The following is an 18,479-nucleotide window of genomic DNA, read 5'->3' as shown; positions in this document are numbered from 1 at the left end:
ATGGGGAATTGCAGATGAAGCTTTATACGCGAACTGGTGATGAGGGAAAAACAAGCATTATCGGAGGCAGAGTGGAAAAGGATGATGTACGGGTTGAAGCCTATGGAACAGTGGATGAAGTCAACTGTTTTGTCGGGCAGGCGATGACACAGCTGGATCCAGTCGCTTTTCAGGATGTCCTGGAGGATCTGGAAAAGATCCAGCATGAGCTTTTTGACTGTGGCGGAGACCTAGCAAATGTGTCGAAAAAGCGGGAGCTGAAATTAACGAAGGTATCTGTGGACTATTTGGAGACTAAGATTGATCAAATGATTGAGGAAGCACCCAAGCTTGAAAGATTTATTCTGCCTGGCGGAGCCCCAGCATCGGCGTCCATTCATATTGCCAGGACAGTAACCCGGAGAGCAGAGCGGCTTGTGGTCTCACTAAAAAAAGCAGATCCGGAAACCTCTCCAGTGGCGCTGAAATACTTGAATCGCTTATCTGATTACTTCTTTGCTCTGGCCAGGGTGATTAACTTCCGTCTGAACCAGAAGGATGTGGAGTATGTGCGCAGTGCCAATGTATTCCGTGAAGGAAAGCGCAAGGAGGATAAGTAATGAAGAGCATGCGCTTAGGAATGGCAGCGATGCTGATTGCACTGACAGCAATTGGAGCAGCGATTAAAGTTCCGGCCATTATCGGAAGCGTGGCATTGGATGCATTTCCTGCCTTGCTTGCAGCTGTTCTGCTCGGGGGTTATGGCGGTGCAGCTGTTGCGGCTATCGGGCATCTGCTTTCGGCCTTATTGGGCGGTATGCCTTTAGGGCCTCTTCATCTCCTGATTGCTGCTGAAATGGCTTTGTTAGCCTTTATTTTCAGTTCGTTGTATCAGAGGGGCCGGCACTGGCTGGCGGGAATTCTTTTTGTGTTAGGCAATGCCTTTGCAGCCCCGCTTCCATTTATCTTTGTAATGGGCAAGGCCTTTTATCTGGCAATTGTGCCTTCCCTTTTTATAGGTTCTGTGATAAATGCCGTTATTGCTTATATAGTGATTCCAAGGCTTGTTAAGCTCGTGGGACCGGTTCTTTCCAAAGCGGGTGCTGAACAGTGAGGGATGTCTTAACCTTCCCATTTAATTCGGAAGACACCATTGTGGTAGCAAGTGATAACAGCGGGGCAATTGGCGAGAAAGAACAGGACGCTGTCCAGGTTCCGTACGAGACCGTTTCATATTATTCCTTCCGGGTCGCTGTCATGGAATGCATGTCAGCTGGTGCTCAGCCATTCGCGGCTGTTCTTCAGAATTTCTGCGGAGATGATGCCTGGGAGCATCTTATACGGGGCATCAAAAAAGGGGCAGATGAATTAGGCATGACAGAACTGCAAATCACTGGCAGTACAGAAAGCAACTTTAACCTGCTGCAATCTGCGGCAGGGTTATCGGTACTTGGAAAAAGGCGGGGAGAGCTTCCTGCTGAGACCCTGACATTTACAGAGGATACAAGGATAGCGGTAATCGGTTCCCCTTTGGTTGGCCAGGAGCTGGTTGAAAGAGAGGAAGAGGCAGCACCCTTGAAGCTTTTTAAGGCAATAAATTCAATGGAGAAGACTGTAACTCTTCCAATAGGCTCCAAAGGAATAATGAAGGAGCTGAATGGTTTGTTTTCCAACATGGAATTTAAAGAGAAAGATCTTGAAAGCCCATTGGATCTTAAAAAATCAGCTGGCCCTGCGACTTGCTTCGTCGCGGTTTTTCCGAAGAAGGTATCTGAAGGAATAAGTAAGATTGCAGGGGATTATCTTCACATGCTTGAAATCAGGACATAGAGGCTCGCTTAAAAACGAGCCTTTCTCTATGCCCTTTTCTCCCACTCTTCCCTCAGTACACCCATCCGGATACTGTCATAATATTCCCCGTTTACGATTCGGCACTTTCGCATTCTTCCTTCAAGCTGCATGCCGATCTTTTCAGCTGCCTTCATCATTCTTTTGTTGCCGGACCAGGTGGTTATTCCCACCCGGGCAAGCGGCATAGAGGAAAAGAGTAAATTCACCCAGAGAGTAAGAGCTTCCGTTCCATACCCGCCATTCCAATAATCTGGATCATAAATAATGATTCCTGCTTCAAGCCAATTAGAATCTTGATGCTCCCAGTAATATCCCACAGTGCCGATCACTTTTCCGGAGGCTTCAATTGCCATGCTGCGTGGCGGATATTCTTCTGCCTTTTGGCGAAATCCCTGCTGGTACGTTTCAAAGTCTTTATGCTCAAGAGGAAAATAGGGGGCATCCCATTTTTTCCATTCAGTGCAGTCCGTTCCATAAATATAGTTCCATAAAATGGGCAAGTCCTCTTCCTGAACGGGACGAATCTTTACCTTTAGGGCTATTTCTTTGGTCATAGCGGGTACACCTCCATTAAATCTTAGTAAAAACTCTTGTCCTGCTTGCTCCTTCTGTGTTGTGCTCTTCATCCCAAACCGAATGGATCTCAAAAGTTCCTTCTTCAAAAAATAGCGGCAGTTTCCTTTTAAACCAGGGCTGCATAGGCAGTGCCAGTGCCTCGTTTCGTGGAACCCAATGCAGTTCTCCTTCAGGGGGGGCCTCTAACAGGCTGCCTTCAAAGGAGTCTGCCAGATAATTAAAGACCATGTAGCGGATATTCGTCTGCGGGTTGACGTACTCATCCCAGCCTTTAAAAATAATATTCTTGACGTGCAGGCCTGTTTCTTCCAGCACTTCGCGTTTTGCTGCGTCGGTTATGCTCTCGGGAAACTCGACCTTTCCGCCGGGAGCAAGATAGCCGGGGAAGCCTTTATGATCCGGCCGCTTTATGAGAAGGATCTGATCTTCATCCACAACCATGCACATCGTGTACATCTGATGTTCAATTTCTTTCCATTTCATTGCAGCACCTCTATTGATTTCCAAGTTTATACATTCTTTTGAAAGGAGAAAATACCTCCTATATTGAAATCATATCATGAATAGAAATTCTGAAGAGGTGAACATAATTGGAATTGAAAATGGGTTATGTCATTTTATATGTGGAGAGTCTGGAAAAAACGAAGCATTTTTACGGTGAAATGCTTGGCCTGAAGCTGAGGAATGAATTTGGCACTTACATCGAGTATGATACTGGCAGCACCATTCTTTCCTTTAATACGAGAGAAGGCGGGCGGGAAATCACTGGGCTTCCGATACCGGGTGGAGTCAGAAAGGAGCAGACCTTCGAGCTTGGGTTTGTAACGGAAGAAGTGGAAGGTGTTTTTGGAAAGCTCAAGGCTGCAGGAGTACCAGTCCTGCTTGAGCCTGTTGAAAAGCCCTGGGGACAGAAAGTGGCATATGTGGAAGACCCGGATGGGCATTATATTGAGATTTGTTCACCTATCGGTTGAAAATGACTCTGTTTTCAGGGTCATTTTTTTATTGGCTATATAGTAATCGTGAGAATTGAAAAGAAAAAATAAGATTTTACGGGTTATTTGCGCTTACATGAGGGCTTGTAAATATAAGTAAATGTGTTATGATTCTATATGTTTTTGTCGGCACGACTTTGATGAGAGTTCAAAGTCATTACTATAAATCTATTAAACGAGGTGTTTATTTGAGAATACTGACAAAAAAAGAACAATGGTTTGGCAATGTGAAGGGAGATATCCTTTCTGGAATCGTAGTGGCATTGGCACTGATTCCTGAGGCGATTGCTTTCTCCATTATTGCAGGTGTCGATCCGATGATTGGATTGTATGCTTCCTTCTGTATAGCTGTGACCATTGCTATAGTGGGCGGAAGGCCTGGAATGATTTCTGCTGCAACCGGTGCGATGGCGTTATTAATGGTTACTTTAGTAGCTGATCACGGATTGCAGTATTTATTTGCTGCGACGATTTTGACGGGGATGCTGCAGATTTTATTTGGTGTGCTTAAATTAGCCCGCTTTATGAAATTCATTCCCCGCGCCGTTATGATTGGATTTGTGAACGCACTGGCAATACTGATTTTCATGGCTCAGCTGGAGCAATTTACTGATGCTACCTGGGTGATGTATGCAATGGTTGCCGGTGCATTGGCGATTATTTATATTTTCCCGAGATTCACTAAAGCAGTGCCATCTCCTCTGGTGGCTATTATTGTTATTACGATCCTAGCCATCTTGACAAAGAGTGATGTGCGCACAGTTGGCGACATGGGAGCCATCTCATCTGCCCTTCCGGCATTCTTTTTTCCTGATGTTCCATTGAATTTTGAGACTCTGAAGATCATTTTCCCTTACTCTATTGCCCTTGCAATCGTTGGCTTGCTTGAATCTCTTCTGACTTCATCCATTGTGGATGACATGACCGATACAGCCAGTGATAAGAACATGGAAAGCCGCGGACAGGGAATTGCGAATATCGTGTCCGGTTTATTTGGCGGAATGGCAGGATGTGCGATGATTGGACAGTCTGTCATTAATGTGAAATCCGGAGGAAGAGGAAGGCTGTCAACCCTAGTGGCCGGCACATTCCTGATGTTTCTGATTTTAGTATTAGGAGATATTGTCATTCAGATACCAATGGCCGCCTTAGTGGGAGTTATGATCATGGTATCGATTGGAACATTTGACTGGTCATCCATTAAGGGCCTTGCAAAAACGCCTGTAACAGATTCGATTGTTATGATTGTAACCACTGTTATCACTGTTTTCACCCACGATCTATCCAAGGGAGTTTTTGCCGGGATCATTTTAAGTGCGATCTTCTTTGTGGCTAAAATTTCGAAAGTGCATGTTTCATCACGAGTTGAAGAGGACAAGAAAATATATGCTGTAAAGGGACAGGTATTCTTTGCTTCCGTGGATGAACTTATAGCAGCAGTTGATTTTAATGAAGATTTACAAGAAGTTGAAATTGATTTTACACAGGCGCATGTCTGGGATGACTCAGGTGTCGCCGCCATCGATAAGATTGTATTAAAGCTTCGTGACAATGGTGTGCTGGTCCGCCTATCAGGATTAAACGCGCCAAGTTCGAACCTGATTGAGCGTTTGGCCGTTCACCGCAAACCAGGTGCAAAATTATCAGGCCATTAAAATACTGCAATTAATACCACAGTCAGCTTTGACTGTGGTATTTTCTTTATAAGAATAAGTTAGGGGTGAGGCTCTGTGTTTAAAAAAATATTGATGGCTGCAGATGGATCAGATCATTCCATTCGGGCAGCCGCTAAAGCTGTTCAACTGGCTGAACAGAATCCTGATTCTGAAGTAACCGTAGTGTATGCCGTTGATGGCCAGACCTCAAAGGAAGATATCCTTCACCATTTTGATAAGAGTATCGTGGACCAGGTGAGGAAAAAACGTTTAGAGCCTATAGAAAGCCTATTAAAAGAGAAGGACATTTTATATGAAATAAAAATCCTGCAGGGAGAGCCTGGACCAGCCATTGTGGAATTTGCCAACAAGGGGGATTATGATGTTGCGGTTGTTGGCAGCCGGGGTTTGAATACTCTTCAGGAAATGGTGCTCGGAAGTGTCAGTCATAAGATTGCCAAACGTGTGAAAGCGCCTGTTTTAATTGTTAAGTAAATGTTTAAGCGATAAATCGTCTAACTGAAAAAAAGATGCCCCAAATCGGGACATCTTTTTTCAATCATCCAGCTTTCACAGCCGATTGGGGTTGAAGTTTCTTCTCTTTGCCGCTTACCTTATCAGAAAGCAGGGTCAGCGCACCGTCTCCAGTTACATTGCATGCAGTTCCGAAGCTGTCCTGGGCAAGGTATAGAGCAATCATAAGGGCAAGCATGGTTTCATTGAATCCGAGCATGCTTTCAAGCAGACCCAACGCGGCCATGACAGCTCCCCCAGGAACACCTGGAGCTGCAATCATTGTGATTCCAAGCATTAATATGAAAGGCAGGATTTCTGTAAGTGAGGCTGTTTGCCCCTGCAGCATCATTACGGCGATCGCACAGCTCACAATCGTAATTGTGCTGCCGGAAAGATGAATTGTTGCCAATAATGGTACAGAGAAATCCGCAACCTTTTCGCGTGCACCAAGCTTTTTTACCTGTTTAAGCGTAACAGGAATTGTGGAGGCAGATGACTGGGTTCCAAGCGCCGTAAAGTACGCAGGCATCATATTTTTCATGAGCCTAAGCGGGTTGGCCTTCATCAGGCTGCCGGCTGCTGAATATTGAAGCAGTAAAAATAAGAGATGAAGAGCAATAATCATGACAAATACTTTGGCAAATACCGAAATAATAGCGCCAACCTGTCCGCCTTGCGTCATATTGGCGAAAATCCCGAAAATATGGACAGGCAGCAATGGAATAATGACCTTTTCAATCAGTTTTTCAATAATATCCCGGAAATCATTCATCGCATGTTGCAGTGTGTTCCCTTTAATTGCGGCCAATCCAAGACCTAAAGTGAATGAAATCAGCAATGCCGTCATGACACCCATTACAGGAGGCATGTCCACCTGGAAAAAGGGTGATAGCAAAGCATCCTCAGGATTCTCAAACTCTTTGAAGCTTTGGTTTTTTAATAGAATAGGATACAGCGCCGTCGCAGAAAAATAGGCGACTAACCCGGCAGTGATCGTAGAAGCATAGGCAAAACCGGTTGTAATTCCAAGCAGTTTCCCTGCACCTTTCCCCATGCTGCCGATTCCCGGCGCGATAAATCCGATAATAATTAAGGGAATCGCGAAACCAAGGAAGTTTCCGAACAGTCCGTTAAACGTAGCAAATAGCTGAATAAGCCATTCGGGAGAAAAAGAACCTATTAAAATACCTAATGCAATCGCTGCAATAATTCTGGGAAGCAAACCAAACTTCATTATTTTTGTCCTCCTAAAAAATACAATTGTTTTTGTTAGGGGGATTATATCCTGTTTTGCTGTAAAAGTTAATAGATAAAGGTATTGTTTTAATAATAAAAAAACTCTGATTACTATCTGCAGATTAAGTGTTTTGCTCAATTAAAGGGGGGTAAACGTTTTCCTAAAATAATTAATGCCAGAAAAGGAAATTATTTTGATTAAGTTTCCTTTTATAGCTCTCAGTCATACATATAGAAATATGGGCGTAGGGGCAGAAAAAAATTCCTGAAGAATTGAACATGTAATCACTCCCTTTCTTAAATGTGAAAGTGTTACAATATAGAGTAGCTTGAATGAACATATAAACAGCTTAAGAAAAATAAACGGCATAAGAAGCCATGATTGAATATTGGAGGTTCTTTTTATGAAAACAAAGGTTGGCCTTTTATACGGCGGAAAATCTGCAGAGCATAAAGTATCTATGCAGACTGCAATGGCTGTCATTAAAGCCTTGGATTTAGAAAAATTTGAAATTCATCCTATTTATATATCTGAAGAGGGACAATGGGTGAAGGGCCCTCAGCTGCAAGGTCCTGTTTCCAATGTAAAGGAGCTTGAATTCTCACGAGGGGAAGCACTGCCTCCGACAGCATTGGCACCGACCCTTTTCCAGGATGCCCAGGAGAAAAGCCCATTTGATGTGATCTTCCCGCTGCTTCACGGTCCGAACGGGGAAGACGGTACAGTTCAGGGGCTTTTGGAGCTCTTAAACCTGCCTTATGTAGGAAATGGAGTATTGGCTTCATCTGCGGGCATGGATAAGGTCATCATGAAGAATATATTTGCACAGGCTGGCCTTCCGCAAGTGAAGTATGTCTGGTTTATCCGAGGTGAGTGGGAAAATGAAACTGAGGCAGCTTATGATAAGGTGGAAAAAGAACTCGGCTACCCGTGCTTCGTAAAACCGGCCAACCTCGGTTCAAGTGTGGGCATCAGCAAGTGCATGAACCGCTCCGAGCTTGAGGAGGCTTTTAAAGAAGCTTTCCAATTTGACCGTAAAATCATTATCGAAGAAGGCGTTACTGCAAGAGAAATTGAAGCAGGCGTGCTGGGCAATGATAATCCGGAATGCTCTGTTGCCGGAGAAATTGTCCCGAAGGTTGAATTCTATGACTATAAGGCGAAATATGAGGATGGAGATACAGCATTAATCATCCCTGCCGAAATTTCCGAAAGTGAGTACAGTGAACTGAGAGACATGGCCATTAAGGCATTTAAGGCTCTTGACTGCTCCGGTCTTGTCCGGGCTGATTTCTTCTTGACCAGAGAGGGTAAGTTATACATTAATGAAGTAAATACCATGCCGGGCTTTACACCTTTCAGCATGTTCCCGCTTCTTTGGAAGCATACGGGTGTAGAATATCCTCAGCTGATTGAGAAGCTTGTCAATTTGGCCATCGAACGCCATACTGAGAAACAAAGCATCAAGCACACCATGTAAAAAGGCAAACTGTTTAAGGAAACACGGCATTTTTGCCGTGTTCCTTTTGTTCATACATAATTGGCAAAATCAGGACTCGTGATTTTGCCCAATAGGAGGCGCCATATGATTAAGAAAAAACTTCAGGAAATTACACAGATGATTAAAGTCGATAATGATGTATCTTCTTTTAATGACACTTCCATACAGGGCGTCAGCATTGACTCCAGAAAAATCGGGAAGGGGAATTTATTTGTTCCTTTTAAAGGGGAAAATTCGGATGGCCACCGATTTGTCGAAGATGCCATTGAAAAGGGGGCAGCTGCGGCCTTTTGGCAAAGGGATGTCCCCAATCCCCCCCATCATCTACCCATCCTGATTGTCGAAGATACCCTAACGGCACTTCAGGAATTGGCGAGAAGCTATCGGAATGAATTAAATATAAAGGTAGCAGGGATTACAGGAAGCAACGGCAAAACCACAACCAAGGATATGACTGCAAACCTTCTGTCACTGAAATTCAAGGTTCAAAAAACAGAAGGCAACTATAACAACCATATCGGTCTGCCCTTAACCATTCTAGCTCTTGAGGAAGATACGGAAATCGCCGTACTGGAAATGGGAATGAGCGGAAGAGGAGAAATTGATTTTCTTACAAAGCTTGCCCGTCCGGACGCCGTGATTATTACGAATATAGGCGAATCCCATCTGCAGGATTTAGGTTCCAGAGAAGGGATTGCTGAAGCGAAGCTGGAGATCGTAAACGGCCTTCAGGAAAATGGCCTCGTTATCTATTACGGTGATGAGCCTCTTCTTAATGAAAAGCTGAAAACCTACAATGGTTCTGCCGCAGTAAGAACCTTTGGGAGAACAGGGAAAAACGATGTGTATCCGGTTGATATCAAGCAGAATGACAGCGGCAGCACATTTGGGATCAATGTATCCAGCGAGGAGTTTTATCTGCCTGTACTGGGCACCCATAATGTTCTCAATGCTCTTGCAGCGATGATTGCAGCGTCCCATTTTGGCGTTCCTTATGAAAAGATGAACGAAGGCTTTGCAAGCTTAAAGCTGACAAATATGAGAATGGAGCTTCTTGAGGGCAAAATGGGTGAGAAAATCATTAATGATGCCTATAATGCCAGTCCAACATCCATGAATGCCGCCATCGAACTGGTCGCCAATCTGCCTGGCTATAAAAAGAAAATTCTTGTTCTTGGCGATATGCTGGAGCTTGGTCCGCAAGAGGAGGATTTCCATTACTCCATCGGAAAATCCGTGGATGCAAAAAAGGTTGATTACGTATTTACTTTTGGTAAGCTTGGCGAATTTATCGCCAAGGGTGCGAAGGAAGTCCTGCCCCATGAACGGGTGACAGCCTTTACTGACAAACAGAATCTGATCGGGGAATTAAAGAAACATGCCGATCAGGAAACCATTGTGCTGGTCAAGGCATCCCGTGGCATGAAGCTTGAAGAAGTTGTATCAGCCCTTCAATAGTATTTTAGAGCCTTTTGACTTAAACAGAAGGGGTGCTGGACTAATACAAACATGATGATTTCATGACCCTTTCAGCAATACCATTTTGAATTGTATGTATCTGTTATTATAGGAAATAAGCCCCTGTTCCACGTGGAACAGGGGCTTAAATTATTTTTATATAGTTCCTTCACTGTAATTTCTATCTCCGGGAAGGTTTGATTAGTATGCCAAAAAGGAAAAAGTGTAAAATAGAATAGACTTACATTAATAAGATGGCGGTGACTTGTGGATGATTGGCTGCATGTGCATACATGGTTTTACAGGAGCTCCATTTGAAGTAGAACCTTTGGCAGAGTATTTAAAAGAGAATACAGACTGGGAGATTTCTGTGCCGACATTGCCGGGTCATGGCGATGAGCTGAATCTGAAAGGAATTGCCTATAACAAGTGGATTGAGCATGCAGAGGAAGAGCTGAAGAGGCTTATTAGCCGCTGTGAAAAAGTATATGTCATCGGCTTTTCAATGGGGGGCCTGATAGCCAGCTATTTAACTGTTCATTACCCTGTAGATAAATTGGTACTGCTCAGTGCTGCGGCTTATTACGTAAACCCGAAGCAGATGTTCTTCGATATTAAAGAGATGGTAAGAGATGCATTCAGAGGGAAGCTCGCTGACAATGAAATGTTCGTCAGATATAAGCGGAAAATCAGTGCGACACCGATCACGGCAACACTTCAATTCCGCAGGCTGGTGGCTTCGATTAGACCTATTTTAAACCAGATCACTGTGCCGACATTGATTGCGCAAGGCGAAAGTGATGGAGTTGTCCCTCCGAGAAGCGCCAGATATTTATATAATAATATTGGTTCAACGGCCAAAAAGTTAATTTTTATTAAAGATTCGAAGCATCTTATCTGCCATTGCGGGGAAGGGGACCGCCTCTTCCGGGAGATCCTTGGATTTCTGCAAAAAAAGCCTGAATGATAAGGTTTTCAGCTAGCCTTCAAGTTTGCAATGCTTACTTGGAAATGGTAATATAAACACCAAAGTGCCAACAGGAACTTCTTTTGAGAACCCGGACATACTCCATCAGGAGAATGTCTTTTTTCATTAAATACAGAAGTATAGCTGAAAGAGGCGTACTTCAGTAAGGCCATAAACAGATAAGTGCTTTCTCTTTGACTGAACTTATCTTAAGAGACCTGATTGTCCGTGAACAATTTGGATAGAATTTACCCTCATCCTTTCCTCAAGCGGGTTTCATAGTGAGTGGGACTCTTCTTAACGAAACATAACCGCACTTTTTATAAAAATAAGAAGTTACAGCATCTAAATGCCGGGAACTGCAGGTGAAAAGGCTCCTTACAGGGTGTGCCATAACATTTCTTATAATCGTCCGGAAGAGTGACTCATAGGCCAATTTTTCAGGAGAACTTCTGCCTGCAGGTTTGCAGGGACAAAATTTTTCTATGATTAGAAGGAGAATGAATACATTGACAAAGTTTCAAGACTTGGGCATCAGCCCAGAGACAATGAAATCACTGAAACGAATGGGATTTGAAGAGGCGACTCCTATTCAGACCCAGACCATTCCGTTAAGTTTGGAGAATAAAGACCTGATCGGGCAGGCACAGACAGGAACAGGAAAAACGGCTGCATTTGGAATCCCGATGATTGACAAAATCGACAACACGAAAGATTACATTCAGGGAATTGTTATTGCCCCAACTCGTGAGCTGGCGATTCAAGTATCGGAAGAATTGTATAAAATCGGCTACGGAAAAAGAACGAAAGTCCTTTCCATTTATGGCGGCCAGGATATTAACCGCCAAATCCGCGCTTTAAAGAACAAACCGCATATCATCGTTGGAACACCAGGACGTATTTTGGATCATATCAACCGCAAAACGATGCGTCTGGACCATGTGCATACGGCTATCCTTGATGAAGCGGATGAAATGCTCAACATGGGATTCATTGACGATATTGAAGCAATCCTTGCTCAAATTCCTGAAGAGCGCCAAACACTGCTCTTCTCTGCAACAATGCCTGCGCCAATCCGCAGAATGGCAGAACGCTTTATGAAGGACCCTCAGATTGTCCGCGTAAAAGCGAAGGAAATGACTGTTTCATCTATTGAACAATTCTATATTGAAACGCATGAAAAAAATAAATTTGATGTGCTGACAAGACTATTGGATATCCAATCTCCGGAATTGGCGATTGTATTCGGACGTACTAAGCGCCGTGTTGATGAACTGGCTGAAGCCTTAAATCTTCGCGGATATATGGCTGAAGGAATACATGGTGACTTAAGCCAGGCTAAACGGATTTCTGTACTTAGGAAGTTCAAAGAAGGAAGCATTGACGTCCTTGTGGCGACAGATGTTGCGGCACGCGGATTGGACATTTCCGGCGTAACGCATGTATACAATTTTGATATTCCTCAGGATCCTGAAAGCTATGTTCACCGCATTGGCCGGACCGGACGTGCTGGAAAAACGGGTGTTGCAATGACATTCATCAACCCGCGCGAGAAATCGTATCTGCATGTAGTAGAACGTACAACCAAGAAAAAAATGGAACGCATGGATGCTCCAACACTTGATGAGGCGCTTGAAGGCCAGCAAAAAGCTGTAATGGAAAAAATCATGCAAACCATAGAGGAAAACAATCTTGAAAGCTATAAAGAAGCGGCAGATCAGCTTCTGGCACAAAAGGACGCTTCGACAGTTGTTCAGGCCGTGCTGAAGATGCTGACCAAAGAACCTGATACAACACCTGTTAAATTAACAGAGGAAAAGCCGCTTCCATCTAAACGCGACAGAAAGCCGAATGACCGCAGCCGCGGAGGATACAATGGAAGAGGCAGACAGGGCGGCCAAAAGGGATCATACAAATCACGCCAAGGCCACACTGGAAAACGCCCAAGCCAGAACAACAGCCGTTCAAACAGCTATAGATAAGAAATTTGGAGAGCAGAAATCTGCTCTCTTTTTTATTTAGTCTCATACAGAGCAAGCCCGAACATGCAATTTCTCAAGAGCTGTCGTACATACTAATGGGAAATGCTGAACGGGAGGAATCGACATGACGATTGTACGCCTTGGGTATGTTGCGATGAGTATGAACCTGAAAAACGCATCGCCATCACAAACGATGACGTTCAAACAATTCTCAAGTATTAAAAACCGGGAGGCGGCTATAGCAAGACTGGAACGAATCGCCATTTCAAATCTCGAGAATTGCCTCAGGCTGCTCAAGCACAATGCAGCCCATGATATTCACTTTTTCCGCTTCAGTTCTAGGCTGATTCCCCTTGCAAATCATGAGGAACTCTCTGATTGGAAGTATATGCGTCCCCTTAGAGATATTCTGTCCAGGATTGGCGACTTTCTGGATGAACATCCGATGCGTGTGGATTTTCACCCGGACCACTTTGTGCTCCTTAATACACCGAAAGTTGATACATTGAATATGTCCATCAAAACACTGGCAATGCATGAGGCCCTTCTGAAAGGCATGCATCTTAATCCGGCTCACCGCTGTGTTCTGCATGTGGGCGGCGGATATGATGATAAAGAAAAAGCACTCGAGCAATTTATCCATAATTGGGGCTTTACGCCTCCCGGAATCCAGCAGATGATTATTCTTGAGAATGACGATACCACCTTTACACTTGATGATACTCTCTACCTTTGTGAAAAGCTGGGGATTCCGCTTGTATTTGATTACCACCACCACCTTGCGAACTTCAAAAATGATGACTGGATAGGGCAATGGGAAAGGGTAGCGGCGACATGGGGTCATTCAGAACTGCCTGTGAAAATGCATATCTCGAGCCCCAAATCACACAAAGATTTCAGAGCGCATGCGGATTATATTGATGCTGAAATGTTCAGGGAGTTTCTGCAGAACATTAAGGGGTCAGTGCCTGAGATACATTGCATGATCGAAGCGAAAATGAAGGACAGCGCCCTGTTTAAGCTTGCTGAGGATTTGAAAAGGAACCCCAATCTGACCTTTATTGATTCATCCAGCTTTGAAATATAATCTGTACCCCCCACTTTTTTCATAAAAGGGAGACACTTCTTTTTTCTGTCATGTATACTTATAGAAGTGATAGAGCGGATTTTAAAATCAAATAATTTTATGGAATTGCGGGGGGTACTGCATGATTACAGAGCCGCATAAAAGGATCCCGGCAAGGGGGCTGCTTGCCTGGAGAATCTCAGGCACGCTCCACTCTGTTTTTCCTTTTGTGTTGTCAGGTGGCGCTATTGCTGCCGCCATCCTGTTTGATTGGCCTATTTGGGTTATTGGAGCGTCTTTAATGTTTTTTTCTGCGTATGCCTACCTGGTCATAATGACGTTACCATCTTTAAGGTGGAAAAGATGGAGGTATGAGGTCCGGGAAAATGAAATAGAGCTCAAACACGGGCTATTTGTGATTAAAAGGACGCTTGTTCCTATGATTCGGGTGCAGCATGTGGATACGAGGCAAGGGCCGATATTGCGTAAATATCGCCTGGCTACCGTGACCATCTCAACAGCTGCGACGATACATGAAATACCGGCATTGGATGTGGATGAAGCTGAGGAATTGCGCTTTTTCATTTCTCAGCTGGCAAGGGCTGCAGAAAATGATGTCTAATCCGAAGCGGCTGCACCCAATATCCGCAATAGCCAATTTCCTGAAACACCTTAAGGAAATGCTGGTGCCATTTCTTATTTTTGTCGTCTTTGGAAGCAGAGGAGGAAATGGAGACATTATTCAGCTTGTCCTGTCTATAGGGGTCATCATCGCGGTTTTTTTAATCGGGATCCTTACCTGGTGGAGATATACCTATAGACTGGAGGAAGGCGAGCTTCGAATCGAGTATGGTGTTCTGGTAAGGAAGAAAAGATATATTCCGCTTGAAAGAATCCAAAGTCTCGATTTATCGGAAGGCTTGCTGCAAAGACCCTTTGGACTTGTAAAAATGAAAGTGGAAACAGCGGGCTCCAGCGGTGCGGGTGAGGCAGAAGCGGTATTGACGGCTATATCCAAAGAGGATGCTGATTTCATTCAGCAGGCATTTTCAGCTGCCAAAAATAATCCTTCAGAAATGAAAACAGCATTGGAGAACCGGGAAGTGATCTATAAGATTACTCCTGGAGAATTGTTCCTTCAGGCATCAACTTCCGGCGGGGCAGGGGTCGTTATTTCAGCAGTCTTTGCTTTTGTGTTTCAGTTTGAAGAAATCATACCCTATGAAAAGGTGTTCGCCGGAGTCGAAGGGTTTATTGCAAATGGAATGATATTTGTCAGTATACTGGTATTCTTCGTTTTTCTTGTGGCATGGCTGATCGCTCTTGTAGGGAGCATGCTGAAATACGCCGGTTTTACATTATTAAAAAGTGAGAAGGAATTGATTATTAGCAGAGGCTTGCTTGAAAAGAGGCAGATGACGATCCCGCTGAACCGCATACAGGCTATTCAAATAAGGGAAAATCTTCTTAGGCAGCCATTTGGTCTGGCAACAGTCTATATTGAAAGTGCCGGTGGTTCCATTGAAGACAATGAAAGCTCCCGCCTAATGATCCTGCCGATCGTAAAAAAAACGAGGATTGCCGGTTTGTTAAAGCCCCACTTGCCACAGTATGAACTGCAGCCGGTTTTCTTTAAAGCTCCGAAAAGAGCGCTAAACCGCTATTTATGGAGAGGATTTCTGTGGATTTTGCCTTTTGTGGGTGGGCCGCTCCTCTTTTTCAGGCCATGGGGATATTTATCTTTGGTGCTGCTGATCTTTGCAATGGGCTGGTCTTATCTCAAATACAGGGATGCGGGCTGGGAAATCAGCTCACAGCAGCTTGCACTCAGATATCGCGGAATAGTGAGAACTACAGTTTTTATGAGGAGAAGCCGAATTCAGTCCCTCTCCTTGAAAGAAAGCTATTTTCAGAAAAAACGCAGTCTGGCTACCATACAAGCTGCGGCTATGTCGGGGGCAGGCGGGACAGGCGGAACTGTCCGGGATCTCGACAAACAGGAAGTATATGCTATCTATAAATGGTATTCTTATACCGGACTGAAGCTAAAAGAAAAGCGCCCCTGAGCGCTTTTTTTATTTACCTGTCCAGCTTCGCGTCCCCCTATCTGGCTAAAAACCCCACTATGGCTAAAATAACAATGACTCCCCAAACAGCAAGCCTTGATGCAGGCACTCCTCTTAAAGACGGCCTTATTCCGGAAAGACCGCCTGACCGTGTGATGCCTGATGAAGTGGATGTACGGCCCTTGGCGAGAGAGGCTGCGCCAATCAGGAAGCCGGCAATCAGGCCGAATATGTGTGCCGTTACATTGATGTTTGGCTGAAGGAAGGTCATGATTACCCCGATGATGGTAATGGTCAGGATGATTTGTGAGTTTTCCCTGGATAAAAGCTCTTTTTGAAAAACTAAGATTGCGGCAAAGTAACCGAACAGGCCAAAGATTGAACCGCTGGCGCCCGCGTGAATATACGTTAATGGCTCAAGGATGAGTGTAGCAAGATTGGCGGCTGCTCCCGCAGTGATATAAAGCAGAATGAATCTGGTTTTTCCGATGAGCCTTTCCAAAACTGGACCGAATAGAACGAGTGAAAAGCTGTTAAATAAAACATGGGAGAAGCCGCTGTGCAATATGATTGGGCTCAGCAGACGCCAGTATTCACCCTGCACAATATATAAATTGACACCAGCAAGCTTCTCAAATACAAGTGAATTTGGGAATAGGGGAATGACGGTTAATAGATAGATGATAATATGGATACAAATGATAGCAGTAACAACAGGGTAGTAGCGGATAAATTCTTTGAAGCTTTCCGTTCTTGTAAACATGGCTCTCCTCCGTGCTTGAATTGTTTGAACGTGTATCTACATCATAGCCTGAAAAACGGGATTTCAGCATGCCATAACACTTATTCAGGAGATAAAGTGTACATAATTCGGCTTCTACTGTATTCTTTATGCAGAAAATAATATAAATAGAAGGAAGATGAGAGATGATTTCCGGTATTGGGATTGACATTGCGGATCTAGAGCGGATACGAAAAATTCTTGGCAGGCAGGACCGATTTCCTGCTCGGGTTTTAACCTCAAAAGAGCTGAAGAGCTATCAGCAATTGCCGGAAAAAAGGCGTGCAGAGTTTCTTGCAGGGAGATTTGCGGCGAAAGAAGCTTTTTCAAAGGCATGGGGAACCGGGATCGGCGAAGACCTTTCCTTTCAGGATATTGAAATTGAAAAGGATGAAAAGGGTAAGCCGTTTATTTCGAAGCCAGTTAAAGAGGGGGTTCACTTGTCGATTTCCCATAGCAGGGAGTATGCAGTAGCCCAGGTGGTTATAGAAAAAGATGATTAGTCTAAGGGGTAAAATGCCCGGTAATGTCTGAGAACAAAAAAACGCCAAATCCTGAGGCAGCACACTTTCTGTGGGACTCAACTAACAAATTGCGGGGTGAAATGTACTCCCCGCTGATTGGTGTTTCAATCGGGAAGATTTTCAAAAGCTTGTCATTCCTCCTAGCATATTCCTTAAGGTTGTCTCATATATTCATAATGCGATAGGAGAGACAGGCCGAAGGTTCGGCCAATCTCACTGAAATGAGACAAAGGGGCTGAAGGAATGAAGAAAAAGTGGTTCATGCTGCTTGCCGGGCTTTTGGTTGTTCTTGCATTGTCTGCCTGTGGATCTAAAACACAGGAGGATGTTGTAAAGGATCTAGATAAAAAGCTCGAAGACGTTAAGGGATACAAGGCAGAGGCAAAGATGACTCTGCAGATGGGAACGGACCCGCAGACATATGATATAGAAGTTTGGCATAAAGATCCGGATTTTTACCGGGTAAACCTGAAAAACGCCCAAAAGGAACAAAGCCAGATGATTCTGCGAAACAATGACGGTGTATTTGTCCTCACTCCTGCGCTGAATAAAAGCTTCCGCTTCCAGAGTGATTGGCCGCAGAATAGCAGTCAGGCATATTTATACGAATCATTAGTCAAGGACATTGTGGAGGATAAGGAAGCGAAGTTCTCCGCTACAAAGGAACATTATGTGTTTGAAACAAAAACCCGCTATCAAAATAATCAGATGCTTCCTGTACAGGAAATCAAGCTTAAGAAGTCCGATTTATCCCCAGTCAGTGTGAAGGTTATGGACCCTGATAAAAATGCACTTGTAACTGTAGAATTTTCGAAAGTAAAGTTCAATGCGAGTTTTGATAAGAAAGACTTTGACATGCAGAAGAACATGACAGGCGCCCAGCTTGAAGTGCCGGTTATGGCTGAGGTGGATGATCAGGAATTTACAGTTAAATATCCGCAGATGGACATGGCAGATGTAAAGCTGGTTGATGAACAGGAGATAAAAACAGAAGACGGCAAGCGTGTAGTCTTAACATATGATGGAGAAAAATCATTCACGCTAGTGCAGGAAAAGGCATCTGTTATGCCGACATCATCCGTTGTTACGTCTGTTAAAGGCGAACCGGTTGACCTTGGCTTCACCATAGGTGCACTTTCTGACAACACGATCTCCTGGACCTACCAGGGTGTGGACTATATGATCGCATCCAACGATCTATCACCTGAAGAAATGACCGAAATCGCCCGCACAGTACAAGGTGAGATGGTAAAATAACTCAATGCTTAAAAGCAGGCCGTGCAGGGTCTGCTTTTTTTGTTGAGGTGGGGCGGAGGCGGATACGA

Annotated in this window: 19 protein-coding genes; 15 read left to right on the top strand and 4 right to left on the bottom strand. The window is 44.2% G+C overall.

From position 1 onward, the window contains the following. The first annotated feature begins 14 nt into the window (after positions 1 to 14). From NSQ49_RS11455 to NSQ49_RS11445, 3 genes are read left to right on the top strand one after another with little or no spacing between them, the layout of a single operon-like run. Entirely contained in the window at positions 15 to 599 is a 585-nt protein-coding gene (locus tag NSQ49_RS11455; RefSeq protein WP_159870804.1) for a cob(I)yrinic acid a,c-diamide adenosyltransferase, read from the top strand. Next, positions 599 to 1,093 (top strand): ECF transporter S component, encoded by a 495-nt coding sequence (locus NSQ49_RS11450; protein WP_159870801.1) that lies wholly within the window; start codon positions 599 to 601, stop codon positions 1,091 to 1,093. The genes NSQ49_RS11455 and NSQ49_RS11450 overlap by 1 nt, the downstream gene beginning before the upstream one ends. After that, complete coding sequence (locus NSQ49_RS11445; protein ID WP_251284307.1) at positions 1,090 to 1,809, top strand: ATP-binding protein; 720 nt, start codon at positions 1,090 to 1,092, stop codon at positions 1,807 to 1,809. Before NSQ49_RS11450 ends, NSQ49_RS11445 begins: the two co-directional genes overlap by 4 nt. Before the next feature lie 26 nt (positions 1,810 to 1,835). On the opposite strand, the gene NSQ49_RS11440 is transcribed toward NSQ49_RS11445, so the two are convergent. Next, positions 1,836 to 2,384 (bottom strand): GNAT family N-acetyltransferase, encoded by a 549-nt coding sequence (locus NSQ49_RS11440; protein ID WP_159870795.1) that lies wholly within the window; start codon positions 2,382 to 2,384, stop codon positions 1,836 to 1,838. Positions 2,385 to 2,400: 16 nt separating this feature from the next. After that, the gene (locus NSQ49_RS11435; protein WP_251284308.1) at positions 2,401 to 2,889 is read right to left on the bottom strand and encodes an 8-oxo-dGTP diphosphatase; all 489 of its coding nucleotides are present in this window, start codon (positions 2,887 to 2,889) and stop codon (positions 2,401 to 2,403) included. Positions 2,890 to 2,996: 107 nt separating this feature from the next. On the opposite strand from NSQ49_RS11435, the gene NSQ49_RS11430 reads away from it, so the two are divergent. The 3 genes from NSQ49_RS11430 to NSQ49_RS11420 all read left to right on the top strand — a co-directional run bounded on the left by NSQ49_RS11430 (position 2,997) and on the right by NSQ49_RS11420 (position 5,551). Next, positions 2,997 to 3,380 carry a VOC family protein gene (locus NSQ49_RS11430; RefSeq protein ID WP_159870789.1) on the top strand — a complete coding sequence of 128 codons (384 nt, stop codon included), beginning with the start codon at positions 2,997 to 2,999 and terminating at the stop codon, positions 3,378 to 3,380. Between the two features lie 209 nt (positions 3,381 to 3,589). Beyond that, entirely contained in the window at positions 3,590 to 5,056 is a 1,467-nt protein-coding gene (locus NSQ49_RS11425; protein WP_251284309.1) for a SulP family inorganic anion transporter, read from the top strand. Between the two features lie 75 nt (positions 5,057 to 5,131). Further along, positions 5,132 to 5,551, top strand: a complete 420-nt coding sequence (locus NSQ49_RS11420; protein ID WP_159870783.1) for a universal stress protein — start codon at positions 5,132 to 5,134, stop codon at positions 5,549 to 5,551. Positions 5,552 to 5,615: 64 nt separating this feature from the next. On the opposite strand, the gene NSQ49_RS11415 is transcribed toward NSQ49_RS11420, so the two are convergent. After that, complete coding sequence (locus tag NSQ49_RS11415) at positions 5,616 to 6,806, bottom strand: dicarboxylate/amino acid:cation symporter (RefSeq protein ID WP_159870780.1); 1,191 nt, start codon at positions 6,804 to 6,806, stop codon at positions 5,616 to 5,618. Between the two features lie 406 nt (positions 6,807 to 7,212). Here NSQ49_RS11415 and NSQ49_RS11410 point away from each other — a divergent pair, with 406 nt between their 5' ends. The 7 genes from NSQ49_RS11410 to NSQ49_RS11380 all read left to right on the top strand — a co-directional run bounded on the left by NSQ49_RS11410 (position 7,213) and on the right by NSQ49_RS11380 (position 15,849). Further along, positions 7,213 to 8,289: a D-alanine--D-alanine ligase gene (locus NSQ49_RS11410; protein ID WP_159870777.1), complete on the top strand. Its 1,077-nt coding sequence runs from the start codon at positions 7,213 to 7,215 to the stop codon at positions 8,287 to 8,289. Between the two features lie 105 nt (positions 8,290 to 8,394). Further along, entirely contained in the window at positions 8,395 to 9,768 is a 1,374-nt protein-coding gene (locus NSQ49_RS11405; protein WP_159870774.1) for a UDP-N-acetylmuramoyl-tripeptide--D-alanyl-D-alanine ligase, read from the top strand. Between the two features lie 271 nt (positions 9,769 to 10,039). Next, the gene (locus tag NSQ49_RS11400) at positions 10,040 to 10,735 is read left to right on the top strand and encodes an alpha/beta hydrolase (RefSeq protein WP_159870771.1); all 696 of its coding nucleotides are present in this window, start codon (positions 10,040 to 10,042) and stop codon (positions 10,733 to 10,735) included. A 509-nt stretch (positions 10,736 to 11,244) separates the two neighbouring features. Beyond that, positions 11,245 to 12,717: a DEAD/DEAH box helicase gene (locus NSQ49_RS11395; RefSeq protein WP_159870768.1), complete on the top strand. Its 1,473-nt coding sequence runs from the start codon at positions 11,245 to 11,247 to the stop codon at positions 12,715 to 12,717. Positions 12,718 to 12,841: 124 nt separating this feature from the next. Further along, positions 12,842 to 13,804: a UV DNA damage repair endonuclease UvsE gene (gene uvsE / locus NSQ49_RS11390; protein ID WP_251284310.1), complete on the top strand. Its 963-nt coding sequence runs from the start codon at positions 12,842 to 12,844 to the stop codon at positions 13,802 to 13,804. A 121-nt stretch (positions 13,805 to 13,925) separates the two neighbouring features. Further along, positions 13,926 to 14,405, top strand: a complete 480-nt coding sequence (locus NSQ49_RS11385) for a PH domain-containing protein (protein WP_159870762.1) — start codon at positions 13,926 to 13,928, stop codon at positions 14,403 to 14,405. Beyond that, on the top strand, positions 14,398 to 15,849 hold the full coding sequence (locus NSQ49_RS11380; protein WP_251284316.1) for a PH domain-containing protein: 1,452 nt from the start codon (positions 14,398 to 14,400) through the stop codon (positions 15,847 to 15,849). Before NSQ49_RS11385 ends, NSQ49_RS11380 begins: the two co-directional genes overlap by 8 nt. 37 nt (positions 15,850 to 15,886) lie before the next feature. Here NSQ49_RS11380 and NSQ49_RS11375 read toward each other — a convergent pair whose 3' ends face one another. Beyond that, complete coding sequence (locus NSQ49_RS11375; RefSeq protein WP_251284311.1) at positions 15,887 to 16,612, bottom strand: rhomboid family intramembrane serine protease; 726 nt, start codon at positions 16,610 to 16,612, stop codon at positions 15,887 to 15,889. Between the two features lie 164 nt (positions 16,613 to 16,776). Here NSQ49_RS11375 and acpS point away from each other — a divergent pair, with 164 nt between their 5' ends. Both acpS and NSQ49_RS11365 read left to right on the top strand, forming a co-directional pair. Continuing rightward, a complete protein-coding gene (gene acpS, locus NSQ49_RS11370) occupies positions 16,777 to 17,133 on the top strand; it encodes a holo-ACP synthase (protein ID WP_159870756.1) in 357 nt (118 codons plus the stop codon). A 264-nt stretch (positions 17,134 to 17,397) separates the two neighbouring features. Beyond that, entirely contained in the window at positions 17,398 to 18,411 is a 1,014-nt protein-coding gene (locus tag NSQ49_RS11365) for a LolA family protein (RefSeq protein WP_159870754.1), read from the top strand. Positions 18,412 to 18,479 lie beyond the last annotated feature (68 nt).

The sequence above is a fragment of the Cytobacillus sp. FSL R5-0377 genome, assembly GCF_038004385.1.
GTDB lineage: Bacteria > Bacillota > Bacilli > Bacillales > Cytobacillaceae > Cytobacillus.
The sequence above is the reverse complement of the archived record's forward strand: the minus strand, read 5'-3'. Positions and strand labels throughout refer to the sequence as shown.

Bases quoted from the DNA above. Each gene is read 5' to 3' on its own strand.
- NSQ49_RS11455 (WP_159870804.1), top strand. From the start codon at position 15: ATGAAGCTTTATACGCGAACTGGTGATGAGGGAAAAACAAGCATTATC.
- NSQ49_RS11380 (WP_251284316.1), top strand. From the start codon at position 14,398: ATGTCTAATCCGAAGCGGCTGCACCCAATATCCGCAATAGCCAATTTC.
- NSQ49_RS11405 (WP_159870774.1), top strand. From the start codon at position 8,395: ATGATTAAGAAAAAACTTCAGGAAATTACACAGATGATTAAAGTCGAT.
- NSQ49_RS11365 (WP_159870754.1), top strand. From the start codon at position 17,398: ATGAAGAAAAAGTGGTTCATGCTGCTTGCCGGGCTTTTGGTTGTTCTT.
- NSQ49_RS11385 (WP_159870762.1), top strand. From the start codon at position 13,926: ATGATTACAGAGCCGCATAAAAGGATCCCGGCAAGGGGGCTGCTTGCC.
- NSQ49_RS11375 (WP_251284311.1), bottom strand. From the start codon at position 16,612: ATGTTTACAAGAACGGAAAGCTTCAAAGAATTTATCCGCTACTACCCT.
- NSQ49_RS11440 (WP_159870795.1), bottom strand. From the start codon at position 2,384: ATGACCAAAGAAATAGCCCTAAAGGTAAAGATTCGTCCCGTTCAGGAA.
- NSQ49_RS11415 (WP_159870780.1), bottom strand. From the start codon at position 6,806: ATGAAGTTTGGTTTGCTTCCCAGAATTATTGCAGCGATTGCATTAGGT.
- NSQ49_RS11400 (WP_159870771.1), top strand. From the start codon at position 10,040: ATGATTGGCTGCATGTGCATACATGGTTTTACAGGAGCTCCATTTGAA.
- uvsE (WP_251284310.1), top strand. From the start codon at position 12,842: ATGACGATTGTACGCCTTGGGTATGTTGCGATGAGTATGAACCTGAAA.
- NSQ49_RS11435 (WP_251284308.1), bottom strand. From the start codon at position 2,889: ATGAAATGGAAAGAAATTGAACATCAGATGTACACGATGTGCATGGTT.
- NSQ49_RS11410 (WP_159870777.1), top strand. From the start codon at position 7,213: ATGAAAACAAAGGTTGGCCTTTTATACGGCGGAAAATCTGCAGAGCAT.
- acpS (WP_159870756.1), top strand. From the start codon at position 16,777: ATGATTTCCGGTATTGGGATTGACATTGCGGATCTAGAGCGGATACGA.
- NSQ49_RS11450 (WP_159870801.1), top strand. From the start codon at position 599: ATGAAGAGCATGCGCTTAGGAATGGCAGCGATGCTGATTGCACTGACA.